The following is a 23,118-nucleotide window of genomic DNA, read 5'->3' as shown; positions in this document are numbered from 1 at the left end:
TTATTTTCTAAACAACGCTTTTAAAGTGCAATTGCATTGGCAATTAGCAGCTTCTTCACTGTTTGTTGGTTAGCCGTGGCTAATCCCCAGTTTCGTACATTTTTAACCATAGCGTACGGACTCTCAAACAAATGATATAAACCATTTGTGAGCGCAACCATAATAAGTAAATCTGCTTTCCTGATTCTAGCGTATTGCTTCAGTAATGCCGTATCGTTAATTGGTTGATAGACATGTCTAGCGCTCAATAAGTTTAGCAAATCAATCACATCGCGAAAGCCAAGATTAACGCCTTGCCCAGCCATAGGGTGAACGCTATGTGCAGCATCGCCAATCAGCACCACCGATGATATAACACTGCTACTTGCCTGTTTGAGTGCCAAAGGAAAACTTGCAGGCTGACCTATCAAGCGCATAGAACCTAAGACATCGCCACCTGCTTGCATAACTGCGTGCGCAAATTCCGTGGGTGATAACTCTAATAATGCTTTTGCATGCTCGGTGGGCGCAGACCAAACGATTGAAATTTTATTTTCTGGTAATGGCAACCATGCCAATACACCACTTCTACCAATTGCATCCTGAGTAAACCACTGCCTTGCAATGTTTGCATGCGACCGTTCTGTGATGAAATTGGCTACTATCGCAGTTTGCTCATAATCTTTACGCTGTACACCCATCCCTAGTTGCTGCCTAACCCATGAATTAGCGCCATCTGCCGCCAGCATCAAAGCACTCTCGATCTCTTGCTGATTTGCCAGTTGCAGCAACGTATGTTGGGCTGATGATTGAACCGATAGACAATGATGCCCCATAATCATGCGCACATTGCTCGCTTGTATACACTTTAAAAGCGCTGCTTTTAACAAGCGTTCTTCTACAATAAACCCCAAGCAATCGGCGCTCACATCCTCAGCGTGCAACTCCAACGGCTGCGCAGTTGCATCGCACCATATCTGCATGGACTGCATTTCTGCTATACGCTGCGTATCTAATAAAGACCAAGCACCTAGCTGGGTCAGCCATTGCATATTTTTGGGACTAATCGCGTAAATACGCTGATCCCAATCACCATCTGCATCACTAGGCACTCGTAGAGTTTGGCTATCCACCAAGATAACGTCATAGCCAGCCTGACTCATGGCAACGGCAGCAGCCATACCCACAAGCCCGGCCCCTACTATGGTTACATCTGTTTTTAAGCGCGGCTCTATCATTTGCCAAAACTCATTTTGCGTACCAAGTGACGCTTGACTGGTGCCACCATATCAAACAAGCCTAAGCCTGCACTTCGTAACTTAGCAAAACCCAAAATATCATTAGAGAAAATATTGACTAAGAAATCTGTAAATAACAGGCCATTTTTTGTATCCGTTTTACGGCTAGTACGGTATGCGGCGAGCATTTCAGAGCCACCTAATGTGCTGTTGGTATTAACAATATGCTGCGCTAACACTTCTGCATCACGCAAGCCTACATTAAAACCTTGCCCAGCCACTGGGTGCATGGTTTGCGCAGCGTTGCCGATGACCACCAGATGCGGGGTGTCGGTCTCCTGTAATTGTGATAAACGCAAAGGGAATGTCATGCGCTTTTCTACGGTTAGAAAACGACCAACACGATCACCAAACTGCGCATGAAATTGTGCGAGAAACTCAGCGTCAGTTAATGCCAATAGTGGTGCAATCAACTCTTTCTTACCAGTCCACACCAAAGAAAAATCACGCGGACCATTCGGCAGCAGCGCCATCGGGCCATCTGCGGTGAATCGCTCATATGCAATATTGCCATGCGCTAATTCTGCGCTAACTTTAGTAATCAACGCGTCATGCCCATACTCTTTGATTTCGCGCTTCAAACCAGCAGCCGCTTCCAAGCTACGTCCGCCATCTGCCAACACCGCCAAGGCACAGTTCAACTGCAGGCTCTCACCCAATCGCGAATAGCGGATGGTGGCTTGATTTGCGTCATAGCTAATTGCATCCGCTTGCGCCTCGTCTACCATCGTCACCATCGGCAATCGTTGTAGCTCTGCATCCAATACCGTACACAAAGCCCCGTAGGACAGCACATAACCCAAGGCTTCTTGCTGATAATCCTGCGCTTGCAAAATGCTACGCCCTAAGCTACCTTTTTGCGACACGTGAATGGTATTAATCGCCGTCGCATGTGATGACAGATGCTGCCAAACACCGAGTTTCTCAAGAATTCGACGCGTCCCATAAGATAAGGCTAGCGCGCGCGTATCTTGGTTGGCTGCACCAAGTTTGCGTACCTCAAGCAGTGTACTTGGGACATTTTGCTTCGCCAATAGAAGCGCCAGCACCATCCCTACTGGGCCACCACCAACAATCACAATATTATCTACATTTTGCATCACGCATTAACCACGCATTATTGCTTCAATATCGGCGATGGTCTTAGGCGCACCGATAGTGATAATATCGCAGCCGCTTTCAGTCACCAGCACATCATCCTCAATGCGAATCCCGATATTCCAAAAATGTTCAGGCACATTATCAGCCGGTCGAATATAGCAGCCAGGCTCTACTGTTAGTGTCATGCCAGCCTCCAGTTTACGCCAATCACCCGCTTTATCTTTATACTCTCCAGCATCATGCACATCCAGCCCCAGCCAATGACCAGTACGGTGCATATAAAACTGGCGATACGCACCACTTTCCAACACAGCGTCTTTACTACCGTGGCACAGTTTTAAATCAATTAATCCTTGCACCAATACGTCTAAAGCCGCCTCATGCGGTGAATTCCAATGATTAGCCGGCTTGACCTGAGCAATCGCAGCGTTTTGAGCCGCCAGCACCAACTCATAGACATCGCGCTGTGCTGCGCTAAACTTACCGTTTACAGGGAAGGTACGTGTAATGTCTGATGCGTAGCCATCCAACTCGCAACCCGCATCAATCAACAGCAAGTCACCATCGTTTAATAAGCAGTTATTCGCGTTGTAATGTAAGGTGCAGGCATTGGCACCACCGGCCACAATGCTGGTATAAGCCGGCGCCTGTGCGCCAGAGCGGTAAAACTCATGCAAAAACTCTGCCTCTAACTCATACTCCATTTGGCCAGCACGCACATAACGCATCGCACGCGCGTGAGCACGTGCAGCGATGTTGGCAGATTGCTGCATAAGATCTAACTCATACCTAGTTTTATACAGCCGCATTTCGTCAACCAACTTACGTACATCCAGCACTTCATCTGGCGCACTTGCTCCGCTTCTGGCTTGCGCCTTTACCTGATTTAACCAGGTCGTTACTCGCGCATCCCATGCACTGTCTGCTCCTAAGCTATAAAACAGCTTGGACTGATTGGTCAGCAATTTAGGCATCAATTCATCTAGTGCATTAAAACTGTACGCTTGATCAAACCCAAACTCCAGCCTTGCAGCGTCAGCACCATAGCGAAAACCATCCCAAATTTCACGCTCTATATCTTTGTCACGACAAAACAGGATGCTTCTAGGCTCTTCGCCAGCGATTAACACCAACAATGCCTCAGGCTCTTTAAATCCGGTTAGGTAATAGAAGTAACTATCGAAGCGATACGGATAATGACTATCACGATTGCGAATCAGCTCTGGCGAAGTTGGAATAACAGCAACACCATCACCCATCGTTTTTAGCAACTGGTGGCGACGTGTCTTAAATTCATTTAGATTAAACATATGCGGTTGATTTCTTTTTTTACTTTCAACTGTGACCAAGCAACTGCTGATTTAGTGCCATTAAGCGTTCCGGTGTGCCAATATCATGCCAAACACCCTTAAAATGCTCGGCGCTTACTTTACCATCAGCAATCGCCTGCTTTAACAGTGGCGCAAGCTTTGCCGGATCACCGCGTTTAATACCCTCAAATAAAGCTGGGTGATAAACACCCACACCGGAAAACGTAAGCTTAGGCTCACCTTCTAATTTAATTTTTTCATCTGCAAATGCAAAGTCACCTTGCATATGTTGCGGCGGGTTATCAATCAGTAGCAGATGCGCCAAATTGCCTGAGCTTAGCTTAAGATTAGCAAATGGAATGTCGGTAAATACATCGCCATTCACGACCAAAAATGGATCACTGCCCAACAAACTAAGTGCGTTTGCAATACCGCCTGCCGTTTCTAAAGCTATCGCTTCAGGAGAGTATTGAATACGTAGCCCCCATTGCGCGCCATCTTGCAAGGCATCTTCAATCATATCGCCCAGATGCGCATGATTAATCACTACCTCTTTAAAGCCCGCTTGAGTCAAGCGCTCCAAGTGCCAAACAATCAGAGGCTTACCTGCGATTGGCAATAATGGTTTAGGGGTATGGTCGGTCAATGGGCGCATGCGCTCACCGCGTCCCGCCGCTAATATCATCGCTTTCAAATCATTACCCTTTATCAAGAACCATTTTGATGATGGCAACACCAGCCTAGAAGGTGTAACCAACCTGCGGTTTAGTGCCCTCTAAACTATCTAGCAAACGTAACAACGGTTTAAGTTCAATATAGCGCTCACATACTTTACGTAGGTAAGTCATCACTAACGGCATATCTTTTAAATAACCATCTTTACCATCGCGATGGTACAACCTAGCGAAAATACCTAGCACCTTGATGTGACGCTGCGCACCCATGTACTCAAAATCACGATAAAACTCGCTAAAGTCGTCCGGCACTGGCAATTCGGCTTTACGCGCCGCTTGCCAGTAGCGTACACACCAATCGATAATCTGCTCTTCTTCCCAGCCGATATAAGCATCCTTTAACAAAGACACCAAATCATAGGTAATCGGACCATAAACCGCATCTTGGAAATCTAAAACACCAGGGTTATCTGCACAGACCATCAAATTACGCGCATGGTAATCTCGGTGCACATACACCTTGCCCTGTGCCAGAATATTGCGATTGAGCACATCAAATGTTTGCTGCAAAACAGCCTGCTGTTTTTCATCTAAAGTCACATTCAGATGCTTACTGATATACCAATCAGGAAAAAGCTGCATCTCACGGGTGAGCAATGCGGCATCATACTCAGGTAGAACATCAGGCTTACTCGCTAGCTGCAATTTAATAAGTGCGGTGTTGGCATCATGATACAAACTTGGCGCACTGGTTTGATTGAGCATGCTTAAATAAGTCACATCGCCCAAATCACTTAGCAATAAGAAACCTTGAGCTAAATCTTGTGCCAACACTTTAGGTACATGCATACCAGCCTCGCCAAACAAGGCCGCGATTCTCACAAATGGCTCACAGTTTTCCTGCGGCGGTGGAGCATCCATCGCAATTAAGGTATCTGTATTCCCATCTTTAGCGGTTAAGTGCACTCTAAAATAACGCCTGAAGCTGGCATCTGCCGAGGCAGTGCTTAAACTAAACTCATTATGCTGCAGCACCTGCTCTAACCATGTTGCTAACTGCTGCTGCCTAACATCTTGTTGACCCTTATCCACGTCTATCTTTCTAACATCTTAAATGTTGATATATCTGAAACCATGTATCGTTAACGCTGCTATACAAGTATAATTTGCTTTTAATTTCACCTTAGCATTGTTAGCCTAAGCATGCCGATTAACGTTAAAGATGTAAATCTTTACGTTGCTTACTGCCGAGGCAATGTCAATTTCTGATTGCCAAAAAATACAATATGTGAGATTTTAACATTGATAAAATAAAACAGTTTGCCTATATACCCGTGCTTTTAATTTCACCGCTCAACCCTATGCAGCTTCTGATGGTACGCGCATGCTAAAAAGTCGCTTTTTAGCTGCTATTACCCCTATTGTATTGGCATACGCGCCGCAATCGCACGCAAACGAAAATACACCACCTGAAAGCACTCCCACAGAGCAGCTACCAAGCACTGAGCAAGAGGCAAATGACGGCATTATTATTGATGGCGACAAATTAGAGCTACACCTTGATAGAAAGATGCGCGCCATTGGTAACGCTGAAATTCATCGTGGCAAACAAACCGCCTATGGCGACATCATAGAATATAACGTACAAAATGATGAACTCCATGTTACAGGCAACGCCAGAGTTGAAGTTGGAGATGCAAAACTATCTGGCCCTGAATTACGCATGCGCCTTTCGGAAAGCATTGGTGAAATGCGTGACGCCACCATCATCATGCACAAAAATGCGAGCAAATCAGGGTCGCAAGATGATGATGCACTCGTTTTTACCAACGAGTTAGGTAATCAACAAAACGAACAGCTGCGCTATCAAAACCGCGCAGGCTCCCAACCTAACGACCGCATGGGAACCAATAGATACGGTGAAATGCAACTATCATCTAAACCTTCCACTGTGCGCGGCAACGCAGAGCACATTTACTTTGAGGGTGAAGATAAAAAACGCTTAACCGGTGCGCGCTACACCACCTGCGAGGTGGGCGTAGATGACTGGTACATCAAAGCCAGTGAAATTAAGCTGGACGACTACACGAGCTCTGGCACAGCCACTAACGCGCGTGTCGAGTTCAAAGGTGTGCCGTTACTGTATACTCCGTGGATTGAGTTCTCATTTAATAACCAGCGTAAAACCGGCCTGCTCGCACCTACAATGGGTACGACCAGCCGCAGCGGCTTTGAAGTATTAACACCGTTCTATTGGAACATTGCCCCTAACATGGATGCAACACTGGGCGTACGCGCATTAAGTAAACGCGGCGTGCAGTTGCAGGGCGAATTCAGGTACATGGAAGAAAACTTCTCCGGTACAGACAACATAGAGTACTTACCTAGCGACACCCTTACCAATGAAACGCGCTACTTTGCCAATTTAAAACATCAACATCGCTTTGGTAATGGCTGGTCAGCAGGCTACAGCCTAGAGAAAGTATCCGATAGCCAGTATTTCTCAGAGCTTTCAACCCGTATTGTCACCACCAGCCGTATTAATCTGCCACAACAATTCAATGTGGATTACGCAGATGAAAACTGGAGCTTTAATGCCATTGCGCAAAAGTTCCAAACGCTAGATAACGTGTCATTCCCATACGAGCGCCTGCCACAAATGACGCTATCGGGCGGCAAAAGCTATGGTGATGTTAATTTAAATCTATACACGCAGCTAGTCGCTTTTGATAACAACAATAACAGCACTGCGCGCCCAACAGGTACACGTTTCACAGCCTACCCGAGCATCACGCTGCCGATGAGCAGACCATACGGCTACATCACACCGAAACTGGGCGTACACTACACCAGCTACAATTTAAATAACGTTGCAGCAGACCAAGAATCACAACATAGAACGCTGCCTATATTTAGCCTAGACAGCGGCTTATATTTTGACCGTGATTTCAAAATTGCCAATAGAGGTTACTCGCAAACAATTGAACCTAGACTGTTCTACGTATATATCCCTGACCGCAATCAGGCAAAAATTCCTGTGTTTGACAGCAGCATTACCGACCTAAACTTCGCCACGTTGTTTATGGAAAATCAGTTTACCGGCAACGACCGCATTAACAACGCAAACCAACTCAGCTTTGCACTCACTACGCGCTTTATTGAAAGCAGCAGCGGCACACAGCGCTTATCTGCATCAATAGGCCAACGCTACTACTTTGCCGATCAGCAAGTTGCTCTGGACTACAGCAACCTGTCTACATTCCGCAAAAACAACAGCTCAGATGTAATTGCAGGCATAACTGGTCAGCTTAAAAACAGCTGGCAGGTTGACGCATTCTGGCAATACAACACCGACGACTCAACCGCTGTTAGAACTACAATTACCAGCCGTTACAACCCTGAGCCAGGTAAAGTGTTAAACCTAAGCTATAGCTATAGACAAGATTTATTAGATCAATTCAACATTTCTAGCCAATGGCCGATAGGCAAAGGCTGGTACGGGGTTGGTCGCATGAACTACTCAATGCGCGAAAAGAACATCATCGAAACACTTGCTGGTTTAGAGTATGATGCAGGTTGCTGGCAAGCTCGCGGCGTAATGCAGCGCGTGACTACAGCCACTGCAGACGCGAACTATGCTTTCTTCTTCCAACTTGAACTCGGTGGACTGGCTTCGATTGGCGCAAACCCATTAGCAGTAATTAAACGAAACGTTCCAGGTTATGTAAGCTCTAACTTCATTCCGGACAATCCTCAACCATCATATTACGAGTAATTATGTTGCGTAACCTTAGTAAAATTTCACTTTTTATTGCCTTAAGCTTTGGTCAATTCAGCGCAATGGCTGCAGACGTGACCAAAATGGATCGCATCGTGGCAATCGTTGATCAAACGGTGATTACGGAACAGGAACTGGAAAGCCGCATCGTCTCACTCAGCGCACAGTTAAAAAAACAAGGTACTGAGCTGCCGGAAGCAAGCATCTTAAGAAAGCAAATATTAGAGCGCTTGATTTCTGACGCATTACAGCTACAGTACGCAGCACAAACCGGCATTAAAGTAGATGACACACAACTCGACAAGACCCTTGAGCGTATTGCCGAGCAGAACAAATTGACGGTAAGAGAGTTCTACGATGCGCTTAACCAAGATGGCATCAGCGTGCGCAAGTTTAGATCAGACATTCGCAACGAAATCATCATTGCCAGACTGCGCGAGCGTGAGGTAGAAAGCCGCGTTAATGTCAGCGAATCTGAAATCGATAACTACTTAACCACACAAGCTTCAACTAATCAGAATCAAGATGAATATGAAATCTCTCACATCCTGATTCGCGTGCCAGAAGATGCCGCAACTGAAGATGTACAAAAAGCTAAAGCTAAAGTAGACGAAATCCTTGCTGCGCTGGCGGCAGGCACTAGCTTTGCAAAAGTATCTGCGAGTTTTTCCGATGCACCTAACGCCTTAGAGGGCGGCAACATCGGCTGGAAGCAAAGTGCTCAAATGCCAGCATTATTTCTTGATGCATTAAAAGCCATGCAAAAAGGTGAGGTTTCGGCAGCGCTGCGTAGCCCTAATGGCTTTCACATCCTGAAACTTACAGATAAGCGCGGCGGTAGCTCCCCGCTGATTATCGAGCAAACGCATGCACGCCATATTCTGATCAAACTGTCTGAAGTCATGTCTGAAAAAGATGCCAAAACAAAAATGGATGGCATTAAAGAGCGCTTAGATAACGGCGAGAAATTTGAAGTACTGGCACGCCAGTTCTCTGAAGATGGCACGGCATCCAACGGCGGTGATTTAGGCTGGGTAAACCCGGGCGACACAGTGCCTCAGTTTGAAAAAGCCATGAACAACCTGCAGCCGAATCAAATCAGCGAGCCGGTGCTCAGCCCTTTTGGCTGGCATGTGATACAAGTGCTTGAGCGCAAAAAACAAGATATGAGCAAGGAAGCCGCGCGCTTAAAAGCACGTCAGGAAATTCGCGCAAGAAAAGCGGATGAAGCGTATCAAGATTGGATTCGTGAACTGCGTGATCGCGCTTTCGTAGAGCTAAGGCTTGAAGACAAATTTTAATAGCGCTTAACGCTATAATCACGAAACCATTACAGTGACAAAACCATTACCTCGTATTGTTGTTACCGCAGGCGAGCCTGCTGGCATCGGCCCTGATTTATGCATCATGCTGGCGGCACAGCCACTCGACGCACAGTTAGTGGTCATTGCAGATACTGAGATGCTACAAGCGCGCGCCCAAGCGCTTAAACTCCCTCTCAGCACTGTGGCCTATGATGCAAATATTCGGCAGCCGCACCTAGGTAACGGCTCACTCACGGTGCTTAATCAGGCTATTAGCCAGCCTGTGATTGCCGGCCAGCCAAATGCAAACAATAGCGGCTATGTGCTGGAAACCTTAAAAACAGCGGCTACAGGATGCGTCAACACAGAGTTTGATGCCATGGTCACCGCACCGGTACATAAAGGCATTATCAACGATGCAGGCATTGCCTTTAGCGGCCATACCGAATTTTTAGCCGAGCTAACTCACACCGCGCAAGTGGTGATGATGTTAGTGTCAGGCCACCAAGCAAACAGCATGCGCGTTGCGTTGGCGACTACGCATTTAGCCTTAAAAGACGTACCAGACGCAATTACCAAGCAAAGCCTGGAAAACACCATTCGCATTCTGTATCATGACTTGGTCAACAAGTTTGGCATTCAGAATCCGCGTATTTTAGTGGCAGGGCTTAACCCCCACGCTGGGGAAGACGGCTACTTGGGCCGTGAAGAAATGGACGTGATTAACCCGGTGTTAGCCAAGCTGCGCACCGAAGGCATGAACCTGATTGGCGCATTGCCTGCCGACACCCTGTTTGCAAAACATCACTTAAAACACGCAGATGCCGTATTAGCGATGTACCATGACCAAGGCCTACCGGTACTCAAACATGCCAGTTTTGGTGAGGGCGTGAACGTCACCTTAGGCTTGCCCATCATACGCACCTCTGTGGACCATGGCACAGCGCTAGACCTGGCAGGCACTGGCAAAATTGAAATTGGCAGCTTATTAGCCGCCATTGAACTAGCGATTCAACTCACTAAGAGCAAACCATCCAGCAGTGTGTAACTATTCACATGCTTTCACCTATTATTGATTAACGCTATGAAACACATTGCAAAAAAACGCTTCGGCCAAAACTTTCTTACTGACCAAGGCGTAATTTCCAGCTTGGTAGATGCTATTTCACCAAAAAAAGATGATCTCATGGTAGAAATTGGCCCAGGCTTAGGCGCATTAACGCAACCGTTAATGCAGCAATTGGCCATGCTGCATGTGGTAGAAGTTGACCGCGACATCATTAGCTGGATGGAAAAGACCTATGTGCACAACAAAATTACCATCCATAATTCTGATGCGCTCAAGTTTGATTTTTCAAGCTTAGGTACCGCAATCAGAGTGGTTGGCAACTTGCCGTATAACATTTCTACGCCAATTCTGTTTCATCTGCTGGACAATGTCGCCGTTATTATTGACATGCACTTTATGCTGCAAAAAGAAGTGGTGGAACGCATGGTGGCATCACCATCCACTGCCGCTTATGGGCGCCTGAGCGTGATGCTGCAATACCGCCTGCAAATGGAATACCTATTCACCGTACCGCCAGAAGCTTTTGACCCAGCACCTAAAGTCGAGTCCGCATTTGTGCGCTGCGTACCGCATGCAACACTACCCCACCCTGCCAATGATGAAGCTTTATTTGCACAGGTAGTTACCGCCGCATTTGGCCAACGCAGAAAAACTCTGCGCAATACGCTCAAAGGTTTGCTAGATGATGAAGGGTTTAAGGCTTTAGACCTCGACTCACAATTGCGCGCCGAAAATCTGAGCGTGGCAGACTTTGTAAGAATCAGCAACTATCTGAGCCAAAAAACTTAAAGTCCTCAGCGCATGCTGTGGTGAACACCGTTTTAAGATAAAATCCACCTTCAAATTTACTATTAAGGACTTCCAACCCATGCGAATCATTCTTTTAGGCGCTCCAGGCGCTGGTAAAGGCACCCAAGCCACCTTCATCAAAGAGAAATTCAATATTCCACAAATCTCTACAGGCGATATGCTACGTGCCGCAGTAAAAGCTGGCACCCCGCTTGGCTTGGAAGCAAAATCATTTATGGATAGTGGCGGCTTGGTACCAGATGCTGTGATTATCGGCTTGGTAAGCGAACGCATTAAAGAAGCTGATTGTGCCAATGGCTTTTTATTCGATGGTTTCCCGCGCACTATTCCACAGGCAGACGCCATGAAAAATGCAGGCGTAGGTATTGATTACGTGGTTGAAATTGACGTGCCTGATGAAGCGATTGTTGAGCGCATGAGTGGCCGCCGTAGCCACCCCGCTTCTGGTCGCACCTACCATGTAAAATTCAACCCACCAAAAGTTGCAGGTAAAGATGATGTAACTGGTGAGGACCTAGTACAACGTGATGACGACAAAGAAGAAACCGTCAAAAAACGTTTAGAGGTTTACCACAGCCAAACCAAACCACTGGTTAAATACTATGTGGATTGGGCTAACAGCGGCACACAAGGTGCGCCTAAACATGTGTTTGTGAATGGTTTGGGCGAGTTGGACACAATTAAGAACAATATTTTTAAAGCACTGGTTTAACCGAAATAAACATACCTGGGATTGTAGAAACATACTCAACTATATGAACCCAAAATCCAACAATCTGTTTCATTTCACTAAAAGCAGAGAAACACTGAAACTAATCTTAAAAAATGGATTTGGCCACGATACTGTTTAGAAGATGTGGCTTGGTTAGGATACGACGCACACGATTACGTTGCCTATCCAGTGGTATGTTTCTGCGACATTCCATTATCTAGAATCACTGACCATGTCGGATTTTACGGTGAATTTGGTATAGGTCTGACAAGGCAATGGGCCGAGGCAAATAGACTCAACCCCATTCTGTATGTGGCAGGAGAAAATAATGTTTCCTCCTCATTTAGAGAGCTTAACGAGCACTCTCATAAACATACCAAAGCTGACCAAAAAGAAGCTGCGAAAGTAACAATGAGGTATTTACTTGCCCATTCGAAACCTGCTCAAGGCAAAATGGTAGTTGACGGTAAGCCTGTAGAAAAATTATTTTATCAGGAGTCTGAGTGGCGATATGTACCAAAGAATAAAAATGTTAAAGCCTATCTACTTAAATCAGAGTTTGAAAATATCGACACTCTAACTTCGGCCAATGAAAAAACACGAGAACATTGTGTAATCAAATTTGGTCCAAGAGATATACGGTATGTGTTTGTTAAGTCAGATGCTGACATCCCAGACATTGTGAATTTTATTCAAGTAGAATTAGATCAATACCCAGGCGTTGATCAAAAAATTCTAATGTCGCGGGTTGTGTCCCTAGAAAGCCTAAGTGCAGACCTGTAATCACAGCTTAACTTAACAAGTTCTGAACATTACCAAAATATGCAGTAAGCAATAGAATCAGTTAACAACGAGAGGGTAAAAGTCATGACTACCGGCACCGTTAAATTACACCGTGTTCTAACTGCCCCAGCTGAAAGAGTCTACCGTGCGCTTTTAGATGCAGACGCCATGGCGAAGTGGCTTCCGCCTCATGGTTTTACAGGCAAGGTGCATGCGATAGATGCTAAAGTCGGCGGCAGCTACCGAATGTCTTTTACTAACTTCACGACTGGCCAGACCCATGCTTTTGGCGGCAAATACCTAGAATTGGTGCCTAACACATTGATTCGCCATACAGATCAATTCGATGATCCTAACTGGCCGGGTGAAATGGTCACGACTATCACGTTAAAAGAAGTGTCCGTAGGCACTGAAATCAATATCACACAGGAAGGCATCCCCGCCATAATTCCGGTAGATGGCTGCTATTTAGGCTGGCAAGAATCGTTAGCTTTGCTGGCACAGTTGGTACAAGCTGAAATTCCCAACCAATAAGCCATCACATTAACGCTCACAAGGATATAAAAACCTGCATTTGCAGGTTTTTTGCATTCGCTTACTTGCACGTCAAAGCACATTATTCTTGCGGTAAGCCAGTATTGGGCTTGCCCGTGAACATACCAACTAAAGTTGGTTATTTACACGTCAAGTCACATTATTCGCACGCCAAAAGGTATAATTCCGAAATCTAAAAATTAACTCTTAAGCTACTCACATGCACCAGCAATATCCATTCAAAGACATCGAACAATCAGCACAGACCTACTGGGAAGCAAATCAAACCTTTGCCGCAACTGAACAATCAGACAAACCCAAATATTATTGCCTGTCGATGTTTCCATACCCAAGTGGCCGTCTGCATATGGGGCATGTACGTAACTACACCATTGGCGATGTGTTAAGCCGCTTTCATAAAATGAAGGGCTTTAACGTGATGCAACCTATGGGTTGGGATGCGTTTGGCTTGCCTGCCGAAAATGCGGCAATTAAAAATGAAACCGCACCAGCTGCTTGGACTTACAGCAATATTGAGCACATGAAAGCCCAGCTCAAACAGCTAGGCTTAGGCGTGGACTGGAACCGCGAAATTGCAACCTGCAAACCAGAGTATTACAAATGGGAGCAATGGCTATTTACCGAGCTATTCAAAAAAGGCTTAATCTATAAAAAAACCTCTACCGTGAACTGGGACCCAGTTGACGGTACGGTACTGGCCAATGAGCAAGTAATTGATGGCCGCGGCTGGCGTAGTGGCGCATTGGTAGAAAAGCGCGACATTCCACAGTACTTTATGAAAATTACGGCATATGCCGAAGAGTTACTGAATGATTTGGATAAGCTGGAAGGCTGGCCAGAACAAGTAAAAACCATGCAACGTAACTGGATAGGGAAAAGTTACGGTTGCGAGGTGGAGTTCCCTATCGTTGGCCAAGATGGCAACCTTAAGGTATATACCACCCGTCCAGACACTTTAATGGGTGCAACTTATGTAGCTGTTGCGGCAGAACATGCACTGGCAACTTTAGCGGCAGAGAATAACCCTGCCCTTGCTGAATTTATCGCCGAATGCAAACGCGGTAGCGTGGCCGAGGCAGACATTGCCACCGCCGAGAAAAAAGGCATGGCTACCGGTTTATTTGTTACCCATCCATTAAACGGCGAGCAATTGCCAGTTTGGGTAGCGAACTATGTGTTGGCAAGCTATGGCGAAGGTGCCGTGATGGCGGTACCTGCGCATGACGAGCGTGACTTTGAGTTTGCTGGTAAATACAACTTGCCAGTTAAAGCAGTGATCAAACATAGCGACATCGACACATTGCCGATGACAGAACACGGCATTTTGTTTGACTCAGCAGAATTTGATGGCTTAGATTTTGACGGTGCTAGCGCAGCTATTGCCGCCGCGTTGTCTGCTAAAAACTTAGGTAAACGCCGCACCCAATACCGCCTACGCGACTGGGGCGTTTCACGCCAACGCTATTGGGGTTGCCCAATTCCTATTGTGCACTGTGCCAGCTGCGGTGAAGTGCCAGTCCCAGTAGAGCAATTACCAGTGGTATTACCTGAAGACGTGGTGATGGATGGTGTGGGCTCTCCGATTAAAAAGGATCCGAGCTTCTACGAAACCACCTGCCCAACTTGCCACGGTAAAGCCACACGCGAAACAGATACTTTAGATACATTCTTTGAATCATCATGGTACTTTGCACGTTATGCCAGCTTTGATAGCAACAACGCAATGGCAGACGAACGCGCCAACTACTGGTTACCAGTTGACCAATATGTAGGCGGTATTGAGCATGCAATTCTGCACTTGTTATACGCGCGCTTCTTTAACAAGCTGATGCGTGATGTTGGACTGATTAAAAACGATGAGCCGTTTACCAACTTGCTCACGCAAGGCATGGTGCTGAAAGAAGGCACCAAAATGAGTAAATCCAAAGGTAACACGGTAGACCCGCAAGAGTTGATTGATACCTATGGCGCAGACACCGCACGCTTATTCATGATGTTTGCCGCACCGCCTGAGCAAAGCCTAGAGTGGGCGGACAGTGGCGTACAAGGCGCACATCGCTTTTTGCGCAGACTATGGCAAGCTACCTACGACCATGTAGCGCTTGGTGCAACTGCAGCCTATACATCGGGTGAGCTAAACGCTGAGCTTAAAACATTACGCCGCCAACTACACCTTACTATTGAAAAAGTGGCGGATGACTATGGTCGTCGCCATAGTTTCAACACTGCTATTTCATCGGTGATGGAGCTAATGAACAGCTTAGCCAAAGTGGAAGGCACTGATGGAATTTCACGCCAGGTAAGACAAGAAGTGCTGCAAAATGTTGCGTTATTACTCTCGCCTATCGTGCCGCATATTTGTCAGGCACTATGGGCTGAACTTTGCCCGACTAGCCATATCTTAAATGCGGGCTGGCCAGTTGCAGATTCATCCGCAATGGTCCAGGACAGCATCGAATATATGATACAAGTGAACGGTAAATTGCGCGGCAGCATCACCGCCGCAAAAACCGAAAGCAAAGAAGCGTTGGAAGCACTCGCCTTGGCACAACCTTGCGTACATAAGTTCATTGAAGAAAACATGAGCGTACGTAAAGTGATTGTAGTGCCAAATAAACTCATTAACGTTGTTGTGGGGTAAACCATGCAATACCTGAACTTAACATTTACACGTCAATTAAGTTGGGTGTTTTTAATTGCGCTATTACTCACTGCGTGCGGCTTTCAATTACGCGGCTCTGCCCCTTTATCTTTTACTACGTTAAATTTTCAAGGTGGTGCACTTAGTATAAAAAAAGACTTAAAACGCACGCTAGAAACCAATAACGTCAAGATTGTGGACAGTGCTGAAGACGCTGAGATGCTGCTAGAGCTGTTAAACGAGTCCACTGAAAAACGTATTCTTTCTTTAAGTGGTGCAGGTTTGGTGCGTGAGTTTGAACTGTATTATACCGTCAATTTCAGAACGCGGCCGCAGAGCGAAACATTATGGGGAAGAGTACAAACCATACAGATTCGCCGTGACTTTTCTTACAACGACAAAGCATTACTAGGTAAGGCGGAAGAAGAAGCCGGGCTTTATGCCGACATGCGTAAAGAATCGGTGCGAGCCATATTACGTAGGCTATCCGCCACCAATCAAGACAAGCAATAGCACCGCAGCATGCGCTTAAACCAAGCCCAACTAGCGTCACACTTACAGCAAGGTTTGCAGCCACTCTACGTGCTAGTAGGTAGCGAGCCCCTAGCACAGCGCGAATGCCTAGACGCGATTCGCGCGGCGGCTAACACGCAAGGGTTTGACGAGCGCACCAGCTTAATTGTTGAACGCAATTTCAACTGGCAGCAAATTCAGAGTTTTGGCCAGTCCATTTCATTGTTCTCCAGTCGCCGCTTATTAGAACTCAACATTCCCAATGGCAAGCCTGGCGTGGATGGCAGTAAAGCCTTGCAGGCGCTTGCGGCCAAGGCACTACCTGACACCACTGTCATTATCATCTTGCCCACGCTAGAGCGTGAAGCTAAGAATAGCGCGTGGTTTGCAGCCTTGGAAGCACATGCGCAAGTATTAACCATTAACGAAGTAGATGCGGCCAACCTACCCACATGGATTGCGAACCGCCTGGCGCTACATGGGCAACGCACCAGCCTGCAAACACTGGAGTTCCTCGCGCATCAGGTTGAAGGCAACCTGCTAGCAGCTAATCAAGAAGTACAGAAACTAAGCCTGCTCTATCCGCAAGGGGAGCTTTCAGACGCTGCCGTACGTGAAGCCGTACTCAACGTTTCACGTTACGATGCCTTTCAACTCGGTGAAGCGGTACTTGCTGGCGATGCTGAACGCACCGTCAGAATTCTGCAAGGCTTGCAAGATGAAGGCGAAAATGCCGTAGCCATTATGAATCCGCTCATGTGGGTGCTGCGTCCATTAGTGCGGATTAAACAAGCCGAAATGCGCGGCACCAACCTGACAACAGCTATGACTAACGCGCGTATTTATGGCGACAAACAAATACTAGTCAAGCGCGCACTATCGCGTTTAAGTTTACGTCAATTAGATGCCGCGCTGCAAAAACTGGCTGATATTGATAGGATGGCAAAAGGCGTCATGCTCGGTGATGCTTGGCTAGAAATATCCAGGCTATGTTTTGGCTTAGCAAAAGTACGTAGCCGATAGCTGAAAATTCAGCGCACACCCATCGCTGTTGATGTATTTTCAGCACTTGCTGCATGCCAAATTTATTTTTATTCCGCGCAATAAAAAGTATAATTAATCATGAACATTCAACAATACATGCAAAATATCGGTGTAGAAGCACGTAAAGCCTCGCGCTTTATGGCTAGTGCTGACACGAACCAGAAAAATATCGCGCTCAACGCAATTGCAGCTGCAATATTACGTGAAAAAGACACATTACTCGCCGCCAACAAACTAGACCTAGAAGCCGCAAAAGCCAATGGCTTAGAACCTGCGATGCTGGATAGGCTTACCATTACTGAAAAATCCATCGCCAATATGGCGGAGGGTCTAGACCAGATTGCAAGCCTCACGGACCCAATCGGTGAAATGAGCAATTTCAAATACCGCCCTAGCGGGATTCAAATTGGCCAAATGCGCGTACCACTGGGTGTTATCGGCATCATTTATGAGGCACGTCCTAATGTGACGGTTGATGCGGCTGGCCTATGTATTAAATCCGGTAATGCCGCGATTCTGCGCGGTGGCAGCGAGGCGATTCATTGTAATCAGGCCTTGGCCAAACTCGTACATGAGGGGCTTGCGGCAGCGAATTTACCAACTACGGCAGTGCAAATTGTAGAAACTACAGACCGTGCAGCAGTGGGGGAACTCATCACCATGAAGCAATACGTGGATGTTATCGTGCCACGTGGCGGCAAAGGCTTGATTGAGCGCATTTCTAATGACGCACGCATCCCTGTGATTAAGCATCTGGATGGCAACTGCCACGTGTATGTTGATGACGAAGCCGACTTTGCTAAAGCGCTACGCATTCTGGAGAACAGTAAAACACAGCGACTTGGCACCTGCAATACGACAGAGTCATTATTGATAGCACGCTCAGTAGCAGCTGATATGCTACCTAAGCTGGCAGCCATGCTCACCGCGCATGGCATTGAGATTCGTGGCTGTGCCGAAACTTGCGCACTTGTTAGCCAAGCGATTCCAGCAACGGAAGAGGATTACTACACAGAGTACCTTGCTGCGATTATTTCATGCAAAGTGGTTAGCGGCTTGGATGAAGCGATTGCTCACATTAACGAGCACTCATCACAACATACCGAAGCCATTGTGACCGAAAACTACACCAAGTCTCGCAGATTTTTACGTGAGGTTGATTCTAGTAGCGTGATGGTAAATGCATCCACACGCTTTGCTGATGGCTTTGAATACGGATTTGGTGCAGAAATCGGCATCTCAACCGACAAGCTACATGCGCGCGGCCCTGTAGGGTTAGAGGGCTTAACCTCACTTAAATACGTAGTATTAGGTGACGGGCACGTTCGCGCTTAATCTGGCACACTAGCTATTAGCCATATTCAGCAGTCACGAATAAAAAACGGGGTATTTAGCAACAGTACACATCTGTGGCTAAATACCCAACCAGCCCCACTAACTGCCAGCAATCTACAATTGCTTATGGCATACCATGATTTTTCTACCTTAATGTTGATGCAATGAAAACCATAGGCATACTTGGCGGCACATTTAACCCCATACACTACGGGCATCTACGCATGGCGCAAGAGCTTGCAGACGACCTGCACATGGATACGATACGCTTCATCCCTGCTGCCAATCCGCCGCATAAAAATGCAGTCGCCATTAGCGCAGAGCATCGCGCCAGTATGGTAGGGTTGGCGATTGGCAACAACCCACACTTTATGCTGGATAAGCGTGAGCTAAACCGTAACGGAACCTCCTACACCATAGATACTTTGCTAAGCCTGCGTGCGGAGCTGGGCAACGAGACTAGCCTGACCCTCTTTATGGGCAGTGATGCTTTCACTCAATTTAATACATGGCATCGCTGGCAAGAGATTTTGCAGCATTGCCATATTGCGCTGGTGCAGCGGCCACATACCAACAAAAATCAAGCCGGCAACCCGCTACCCAAAATACTGGAAGACTTTCTGCATGCACATTACACAGAAAACGGTGAAGACCTGCAGAGCAGCGCTGCTGGTTATATCACCATGCGACAAGTCACTGCTTTAGATATTTCGTCCACCGCGATTCGCGCCGCATTTAAACAGCACGTTTCCACACGCTACCTGATGCCGGATAGCGTGATTGATTACATTAAAAGTCACCAACTTTACAAATAACGTGGCACTACGCACTATGTTCTATAATGCAGGTGACATAAATATCATCTATGATTGTTAAATTCAGATTACTAGATTTAAATTACTACATTTAAGACTATTACATTAAGCCAACGCACTGCAAACAAGCGCATGCTTTAATTTTTGTCCTGTACCCTACAGACGAGCCCACACGATGAAATTATATTTACCTAAGCCTTTTTACACTAGATTTAATTTAGCCTTTGTGTTGTCGCTAACGCTCATGGTCAGTGCCTGCGGCGTGAACCCTGTGACCAAAAAGCGTGAATTCCAGTTTGTATCCGAAGCGCAGGAAATCTCTATCGGCACCCAGAACTATTCACCTACCCGCCAATCACAAGGCGGAGATTATGTACTAGACCCTGAACTAACCGCATACATACAAAGTGTAGGCAATAAATTAGCCGCCGTTTCTGACCGCAAGCTCCCCTATGAATTTAACCTGCTCAATGACTCTGTTCCCAACGCCTGGGCCATGCCAGGCGGAAAAATCGCATTTAACCGCGGCCTGCTCTATGAGCTTAACAGCGAGGCAGAGTTAGCCGCTGTTATGGGCCATGAACTGGTACATGCAGCTGCACGCCATGGCGCACAAGGCATGGAGCGCGGTATTTTTCTGCAAGGCGCAATGATTGCCGTAGGTATCGGCGCCCAAAATACAGACTATGCAAACCTGATTGTGGGCGGTGCACAGGCTGGTGCGCAGCTGGTGAATAGCAAGTATGGCCGCGACGCAGAAAGCGAGTCGGACTTATACGGCATGCAATACATGAAAAGAGCAGGTTACGACCCAGCTGCCGCCGTCACGCTACAGGAAACTTTTGTGAGACTAAGTGCAGACAGAAAGAGCAGCTTTATTGATGGCCTGTTTGCCAGCCATCCACCGTCAGAAGCGCGTGTAGATGCCAATAAAGCAACGCTGGCACAGATTGGGGCTGGGGGCGATTGGGGCAAAGAGATTTATAAGCAAAAAACTGCCAAATTAAGGGCCACCCAAAGTGCCTACAAAGCCTACGATGATGCTGTGAAAGCCCTCAGCGAGAAAAATATCGACAAAGCCAAAACCTTGGTTAATCAAGCCATTGCAGGGGAGCCGCGTGAAGCACGCTTTCAAGAGCTGTTAGGCGACATTGCACTGACCGAGAAAAAGCCGCAAGATGCATTAAAACTGTACGCAAAAGCCATTAAAATGCAGCCAGATTACTTTAAACCGCACATTCAAAGTGGTATTGCATTATTCAATATGGGTAAAAAGGCGGAAGCCGAGCCATATTTAAAACGTGCTAATGAGCTACTGCCAACAGCACCTGGTCATGCGCTCTTGGGTCAAATTGCAGAAGACCGTGGCCAGACCGACGTTGCTTTGCAGCACTATCAAGTAGCGGCAAGCTCTAACTCAGATATCGGCAAAGACGCTATCGCCAGAGCGGTGCGCATAGACCTACCACGCAACCCGGCCAAGTATATTAAATCTGGCATACAGCACGATAATTACGGCAATTTGTTTGCAGTAGTGCAAAATGACACAGCAGTATCGCTGCGCAGTGTACAAGTCCGCGTCATCAAATATAACGCCGCTGGCCGCGCTATCGCACAAAGCCAGCCTCTATTGATAAGTGGCGGTGTGGCCCCGGGCAAACGCAGCCAAGTGGCAGTGGGTGAGCATGTTGCAACGCCTCAAGAGGCTAATCTGTACAAGGTAGTAGTAGAAACTGCGGAAATCGCGCAGTAAGGGTGTAGTCAGAGCCTACCTTAAGCCGCAATCACATGCGGCTAGTGGCTGACATGGTCGCGTGGCTAACTAAAGCTAAAGCTGGCTTCCTGCTGCCAACCAACCACTCCCAAACATGGCGCGGCAATGCGCTGCTGCAAAGTAACAAGATTTTCTGCAAACACCGGCATCTCTGAGTCAACTTGGTTGGCGACCCAACCGGTCAGGGTAAGCCCGCGCGCCTGAATAGCTTCAACCGTGAGCAAGGCATGATTAATGCAGCCCAAACGCATGCCTACGACCAAAATAATCGGAATATTTAACATCACGGCCAAATCGGCAATGGTGTGCTGAGCATTCAATGGCACTAAAAAGCCACCCGCGCCCTCCACCACCACGATGTCAGCCAATGTGGCTAAGTGCTGATATGCCTGCATAATCTGCGTGCAGTCTATATCCTGCCCAGTTTGCTCAGCTGCGATATGCGGCGCAATCGCTGGCGCAAAGCGGTAAGGGTTAATCAAGTCTAGCGGCGCACTCACGTTACTCGCTGCCCTTAGTGCAAGCACATCGTCATTTAGCAGCTCGCCATCTGGCGTTAGATTACAGCCGGATGCAATCGGCTTCATGCCGACTGCTTGGTAGCCTGCACGCACAAAATGCTTAACCAAAGCACTGGCAATATAGGTTTTACCTACGTTGGTATCGGTGCCGGTAATGAAATAAGAGGACTGCATGCTTTAGCTAATAGTGTTCAACAACGATAGGTTATTTTCTGGGTGAAAAATGGATAGGCGCTGCACCATCTGGCAATACGGTTTTGTCTTTGGCGCGCCACGCGTGGCCGTAAACCACTTCAAAGGTTGCAGGCAATTTTCCGTCTTGTCTAAATTGCTCGTAAGCGGACTCTAGCTTGCTGAAGAAACCTCTGCCGAGCAAGCCTCTGGCGCGGCCATCTGTAGCATTGTGCGCGCCTATACTTTTCAGGTCACGCATCACACTCTTCACATCATCATAAGTCAGCGTAAATCGCTCCACATCCAACACCGGCGCACTAAAGCCTGCGCGCACCAAGGCATCGCCAATATCATGCATATCAATAAAACGGCTAATACTAGTGTAGCCACTGGCACTATTAGTGGCCACCCTAAGCTCGCGCAAAGTATCTGGTCCAAATGTGCTAAACGTGAGCAGGCCCTCTGGCTGCAATACGCGGTGAAACTCCTGCAAGGCCGCATCTAAATCATTGCACCACTGTATGGCGAGGTTAGACCACACCATGCCTACACTAGCATTTGCAAGCGGCAAAGCCTCGATATCGGCACAAACCAAGTTTTGCCTCACCAAGCCAACCAAAGACTTCAGCACATGTACCAAACCAACGTTCGGGTAGGTTTTACGTGTCTTTTGCAACATAGGGTAAGCAAAATCCAGTGATACAACTTGTGCTGCACTATATTTCTTTTGTAGTGCATGGCTACCCAAGCCCGTACCGCAGCCTGCGTCCAATATGGTTTGCGGGCTTAACTTAACTAAATTCAGGCGGTTTAGCATTTCTTCGCGCACTTGCTTTTGCAAGATAGCGGCGGCATCGTAAGTGTCTGCTGCGCGACCAAAAGAGGCACGTGCACGCGCTTTATCTATGCGATAAATATCGTCTGTCAT

The 23,118-nt window shown here is 47.1% G+C and carries 20 protein-coding genes; 13 read left to right on the top strand and 7 right to left on the bottom strand.

All coding sequences use genetic code 11. The annotated features are described in order from the left end of the window. Positions 1–20: 20 nt before the first annotated feature. The 5 genes from VGD82_RS07415 to VGD82_RS07395 are packed head-to-tail and all read right to left on the bottom strand — an operon-like array spanning position 21 to position 5,454. The gene (locus tag VGD82_RS07415; RefSeq protein WP_331019791.1) at positions 21–1,217 is read right to left on the bottom strand and encodes an FAD-dependent monooxygenase; all 1,197 of its coding nucleotides are present in this window, start codon (positions 1,215–1,217) and stop codon (positions 21–23) included. After that, positions 1,214–2,377 (bottom strand): FAD-dependent monooxygenase, encoded by a 1,164-nt coding sequence (locus tag VGD82_RS07410; RefSeq protein ID WP_331019790.1) that lies wholly within the window; start codon positions 2,375–2,377, stop codon positions 1,214–1,216. The genes VGD82_RS07415 and VGD82_RS07410 overlap by 4 nt, the downstream gene beginning before the upstream one ends. 6 nt (positions 2,378–2,383) lie before the next feature. Next, positions 2,384–3,688 (bottom strand): aminopeptidase P N-terminal domain-containing protein, encoded by a 1,305-nt coding sequence (locus tag VGD82_RS07405; RefSeq protein WP_331019789.1) that lies wholly within the window; start codon positions 3,686–3,688, stop codon positions 2,384–2,386. A 25-nt stretch (positions 3,689–3,713) separates the two neighbouring features. Further along, positions 3,714–4,373: an N-acetylmuramate alpha-1-phosphate uridylyltransferase MurU gene (gene murU, locus VGD82_RS07400; RefSeq protein WP_331019836.1), complete on the bottom strand. Its 660-nt coding sequence runs from the start codon at positions 4,371–4,373 to the stop codon at positions 3,714–3,716. 55 nt (positions 4,374–4,428) lie between these two features. Then, positions 4,429–5,454, bottom strand: a complete 1,026-nt coding sequence (locus VGD82_RS07395) for an aminoglycoside phosphotransferase family protein (protein WP_331019788.1) — start codon at positions 5,452–5,454, stop codon at positions 4,429–4,431. Between the two features lie 292 nt (positions 5,455–5,746). On the opposite strand from VGD82_RS07395, the gene VGD82_RS07390 reads away from it, so the two are divergent. The 13 genes from VGD82_RS07390 (at position 5,747) to VGD82_RS07330 (ending at position 21,474) form a co-directional block, all read left to right on the top strand. After that, positions 5,747–8,137: an LPS-assembly protein LptD gene (locus VGD82_RS07390; RefSeq protein ID WP_331019787.1), complete on the top strand. Its 2,391-nt coding sequence runs from the start codon at positions 5,747–5,749 to the stop codon at positions 8,135–8,137. Positions 8,138–8,139: 2 nt separating this feature from the next. After that, positions 8,140–9,441: a peptidylprolyl isomerase gene (locus VGD82_RS07385; protein WP_331019786.1), complete on the top strand. Its 1,302-nt coding sequence runs from the start codon at positions 8,140–8,142 to the stop codon at positions 9,439–9,441. A gap of 34 nt (positions 9,442–9,475) precedes the next feature. Then, the gene (pdxA, locus tag VGD82_RS07380; protein WP_331019785.1) at positions 9,476–10,492 is read left to right on the top strand and encodes a 4-hydroxythreonine-4-phosphate dehydrogenase PdxA; all 1,017 of its coding nucleotides are present in this window, start codon (positions 9,476–9,478) and stop codon (positions 10,490–10,492) included. Between the two features lie 36 nt (positions 10,493–10,528). Next, positions 10,529–11,302: a 16S rRNA (adenine(1518)-N(6)/adenine(1519)-N(6))-dimethyltransferase RsmA gene (gene rsmA / locus VGD82_RS07375; protein WP_331019784.1), complete on the top strand. Its 774-nt coding sequence runs from the start codon at positions 10,529–10,531 to the stop codon at positions 11,300–11,302. A 79-nt stretch (positions 11,303–11,381) separates the two neighbouring features. Further along, a complete protein-coding gene (adk, locus tag VGD82_RS07370) occupies positions 11,382–12,035 on the top strand; it encodes an adenylate kinase (protein WP_331019783.1) in 654 nt (217 codons plus the stop codon). 117 nt (positions 12,036–12,152) lie between these two features. Next, positions 12,153–12,818, top strand: a complete 666-nt coding sequence (locus VGD82_RS07365; protein ID WP_331019835.1) for an abortive infection system antitoxin AbiGi family protein — start codon at positions 12,153–12,155, stop codon at positions 12,816–12,818. A gap of 84 nt (positions 12,819–12,902) precedes the next feature. Continuing rightward, positions 12,903–13,352, top strand: coding sequence for an SRPBCC family protein (locus tag VGD82_RS07360; protein ID WP_331019782.1), 450 nt, complete (start codon positions 12,903–12,905; stop codon positions 13,350–13,352). 220 nt (positions 13,353–13,572) lie between these two features. Beyond that, positions 13,573–16,014 (top strand): leucine--tRNA ligase, encoded by a 2,442-nt coding sequence (gene leuS, locus VGD82_RS07355; RefSeq protein ID WP_331019781.1) that lies wholly within the window; start codon positions 13,573–13,575, stop codon positions 16,012–16,014. A 3-nt stretch (positions 16,015–16,017) separates the two neighbouring features. Further along, positions 16,018–16,527, top strand: a complete 510-nt coding sequence (gene lptE / locus VGD82_RS07350) for an LPS assembly lipoprotein LptE (protein WP_331019780.1) — start codon at positions 16,018–16,020, stop codon at positions 16,525–16,527. Between the two features lie 9 nt (positions 16,528–16,536). Further along, on the top strand, positions 16,537–17,550 hold the full coding sequence (holA, locus tag VGD82_RS07345; protein ID WP_331019779.1) for a DNA polymerase III subunit delta: 1,014 nt from the start codon (positions 16,537–16,539) through the stop codon (positions 17,548–17,550). A gap of 99 nt (positions 17,551–17,649) precedes the next feature. After that, positions 17,650–18,906, top strand: a complete 1,257-nt coding sequence (locus tag VGD82_RS07340; RefSeq protein WP_331019778.1) for a glutamate-5-semialdehyde dehydrogenase — start codon at positions 17,650–17,652, stop codon at positions 18,904–18,906. Between the two features lie 164 nt (positions 18,907–19,070). After that, the gene (nadD, locus tag VGD82_RS07335) at positions 19,071–19,721 is read left to right on the top strand and encodes a nicotinate-nucleotide adenylyltransferase (RefSeq protein WP_331019777.1); all 651 of its coding nucleotides are present in this window, start codon (positions 19,071–19,073) and stop codon (positions 19,719–19,721) included. Between the two features lie 175 nt (positions 19,722–19,896). Then, entirely contained in the window at positions 19,897–21,474 is a 1,578-nt protein-coding gene (locus tag VGD82_RS07330; protein WP_331019776.1) for a M48 family metalloprotease, read from the top strand. Between the two features lie 65 nt (positions 21,475–21,539). Here the strand turns inward: VGD82_RS07330 and bioD are convergent, their stop codons facing one another. Then, positions 21,540–22,190, bottom strand: coding sequence for a dethiobiotin synthase (gene bioD, locus VGD82_RS07325; protein WP_331019775.1), 651 nt, complete (start codon positions 22,188–22,190; stop codon positions 21,540–21,542). A gap of 31 nt (positions 22,191–22,221) precedes the next feature. Then, positions 22,222–23,118: a malonyl-ACP O-methyltransferase BioC gene (bioC, locus tag VGD82_RS07320; RefSeq protein ID WP_331019774.1), complete on the bottom strand. Its 897-nt coding sequence runs from the start codon at positions 23,116–23,118 to the stop codon at positions 22,222–22,224.

It is taken from the genome of Methylotenera sp., assembly GCF_036401095.1.
In the GTDB taxonomy this organism is placed as follows: domain Bacteria; phylum Pseudomonadota; class Gammaproteobacteria; order Burkholderiales; family Methylophilaceae; genus Methylotenera.
The sequence above is the reverse complement of the archived record's forward strand: the minus strand, read 5'-3'. Positions and strand labels throughout refer to the sequence as shown.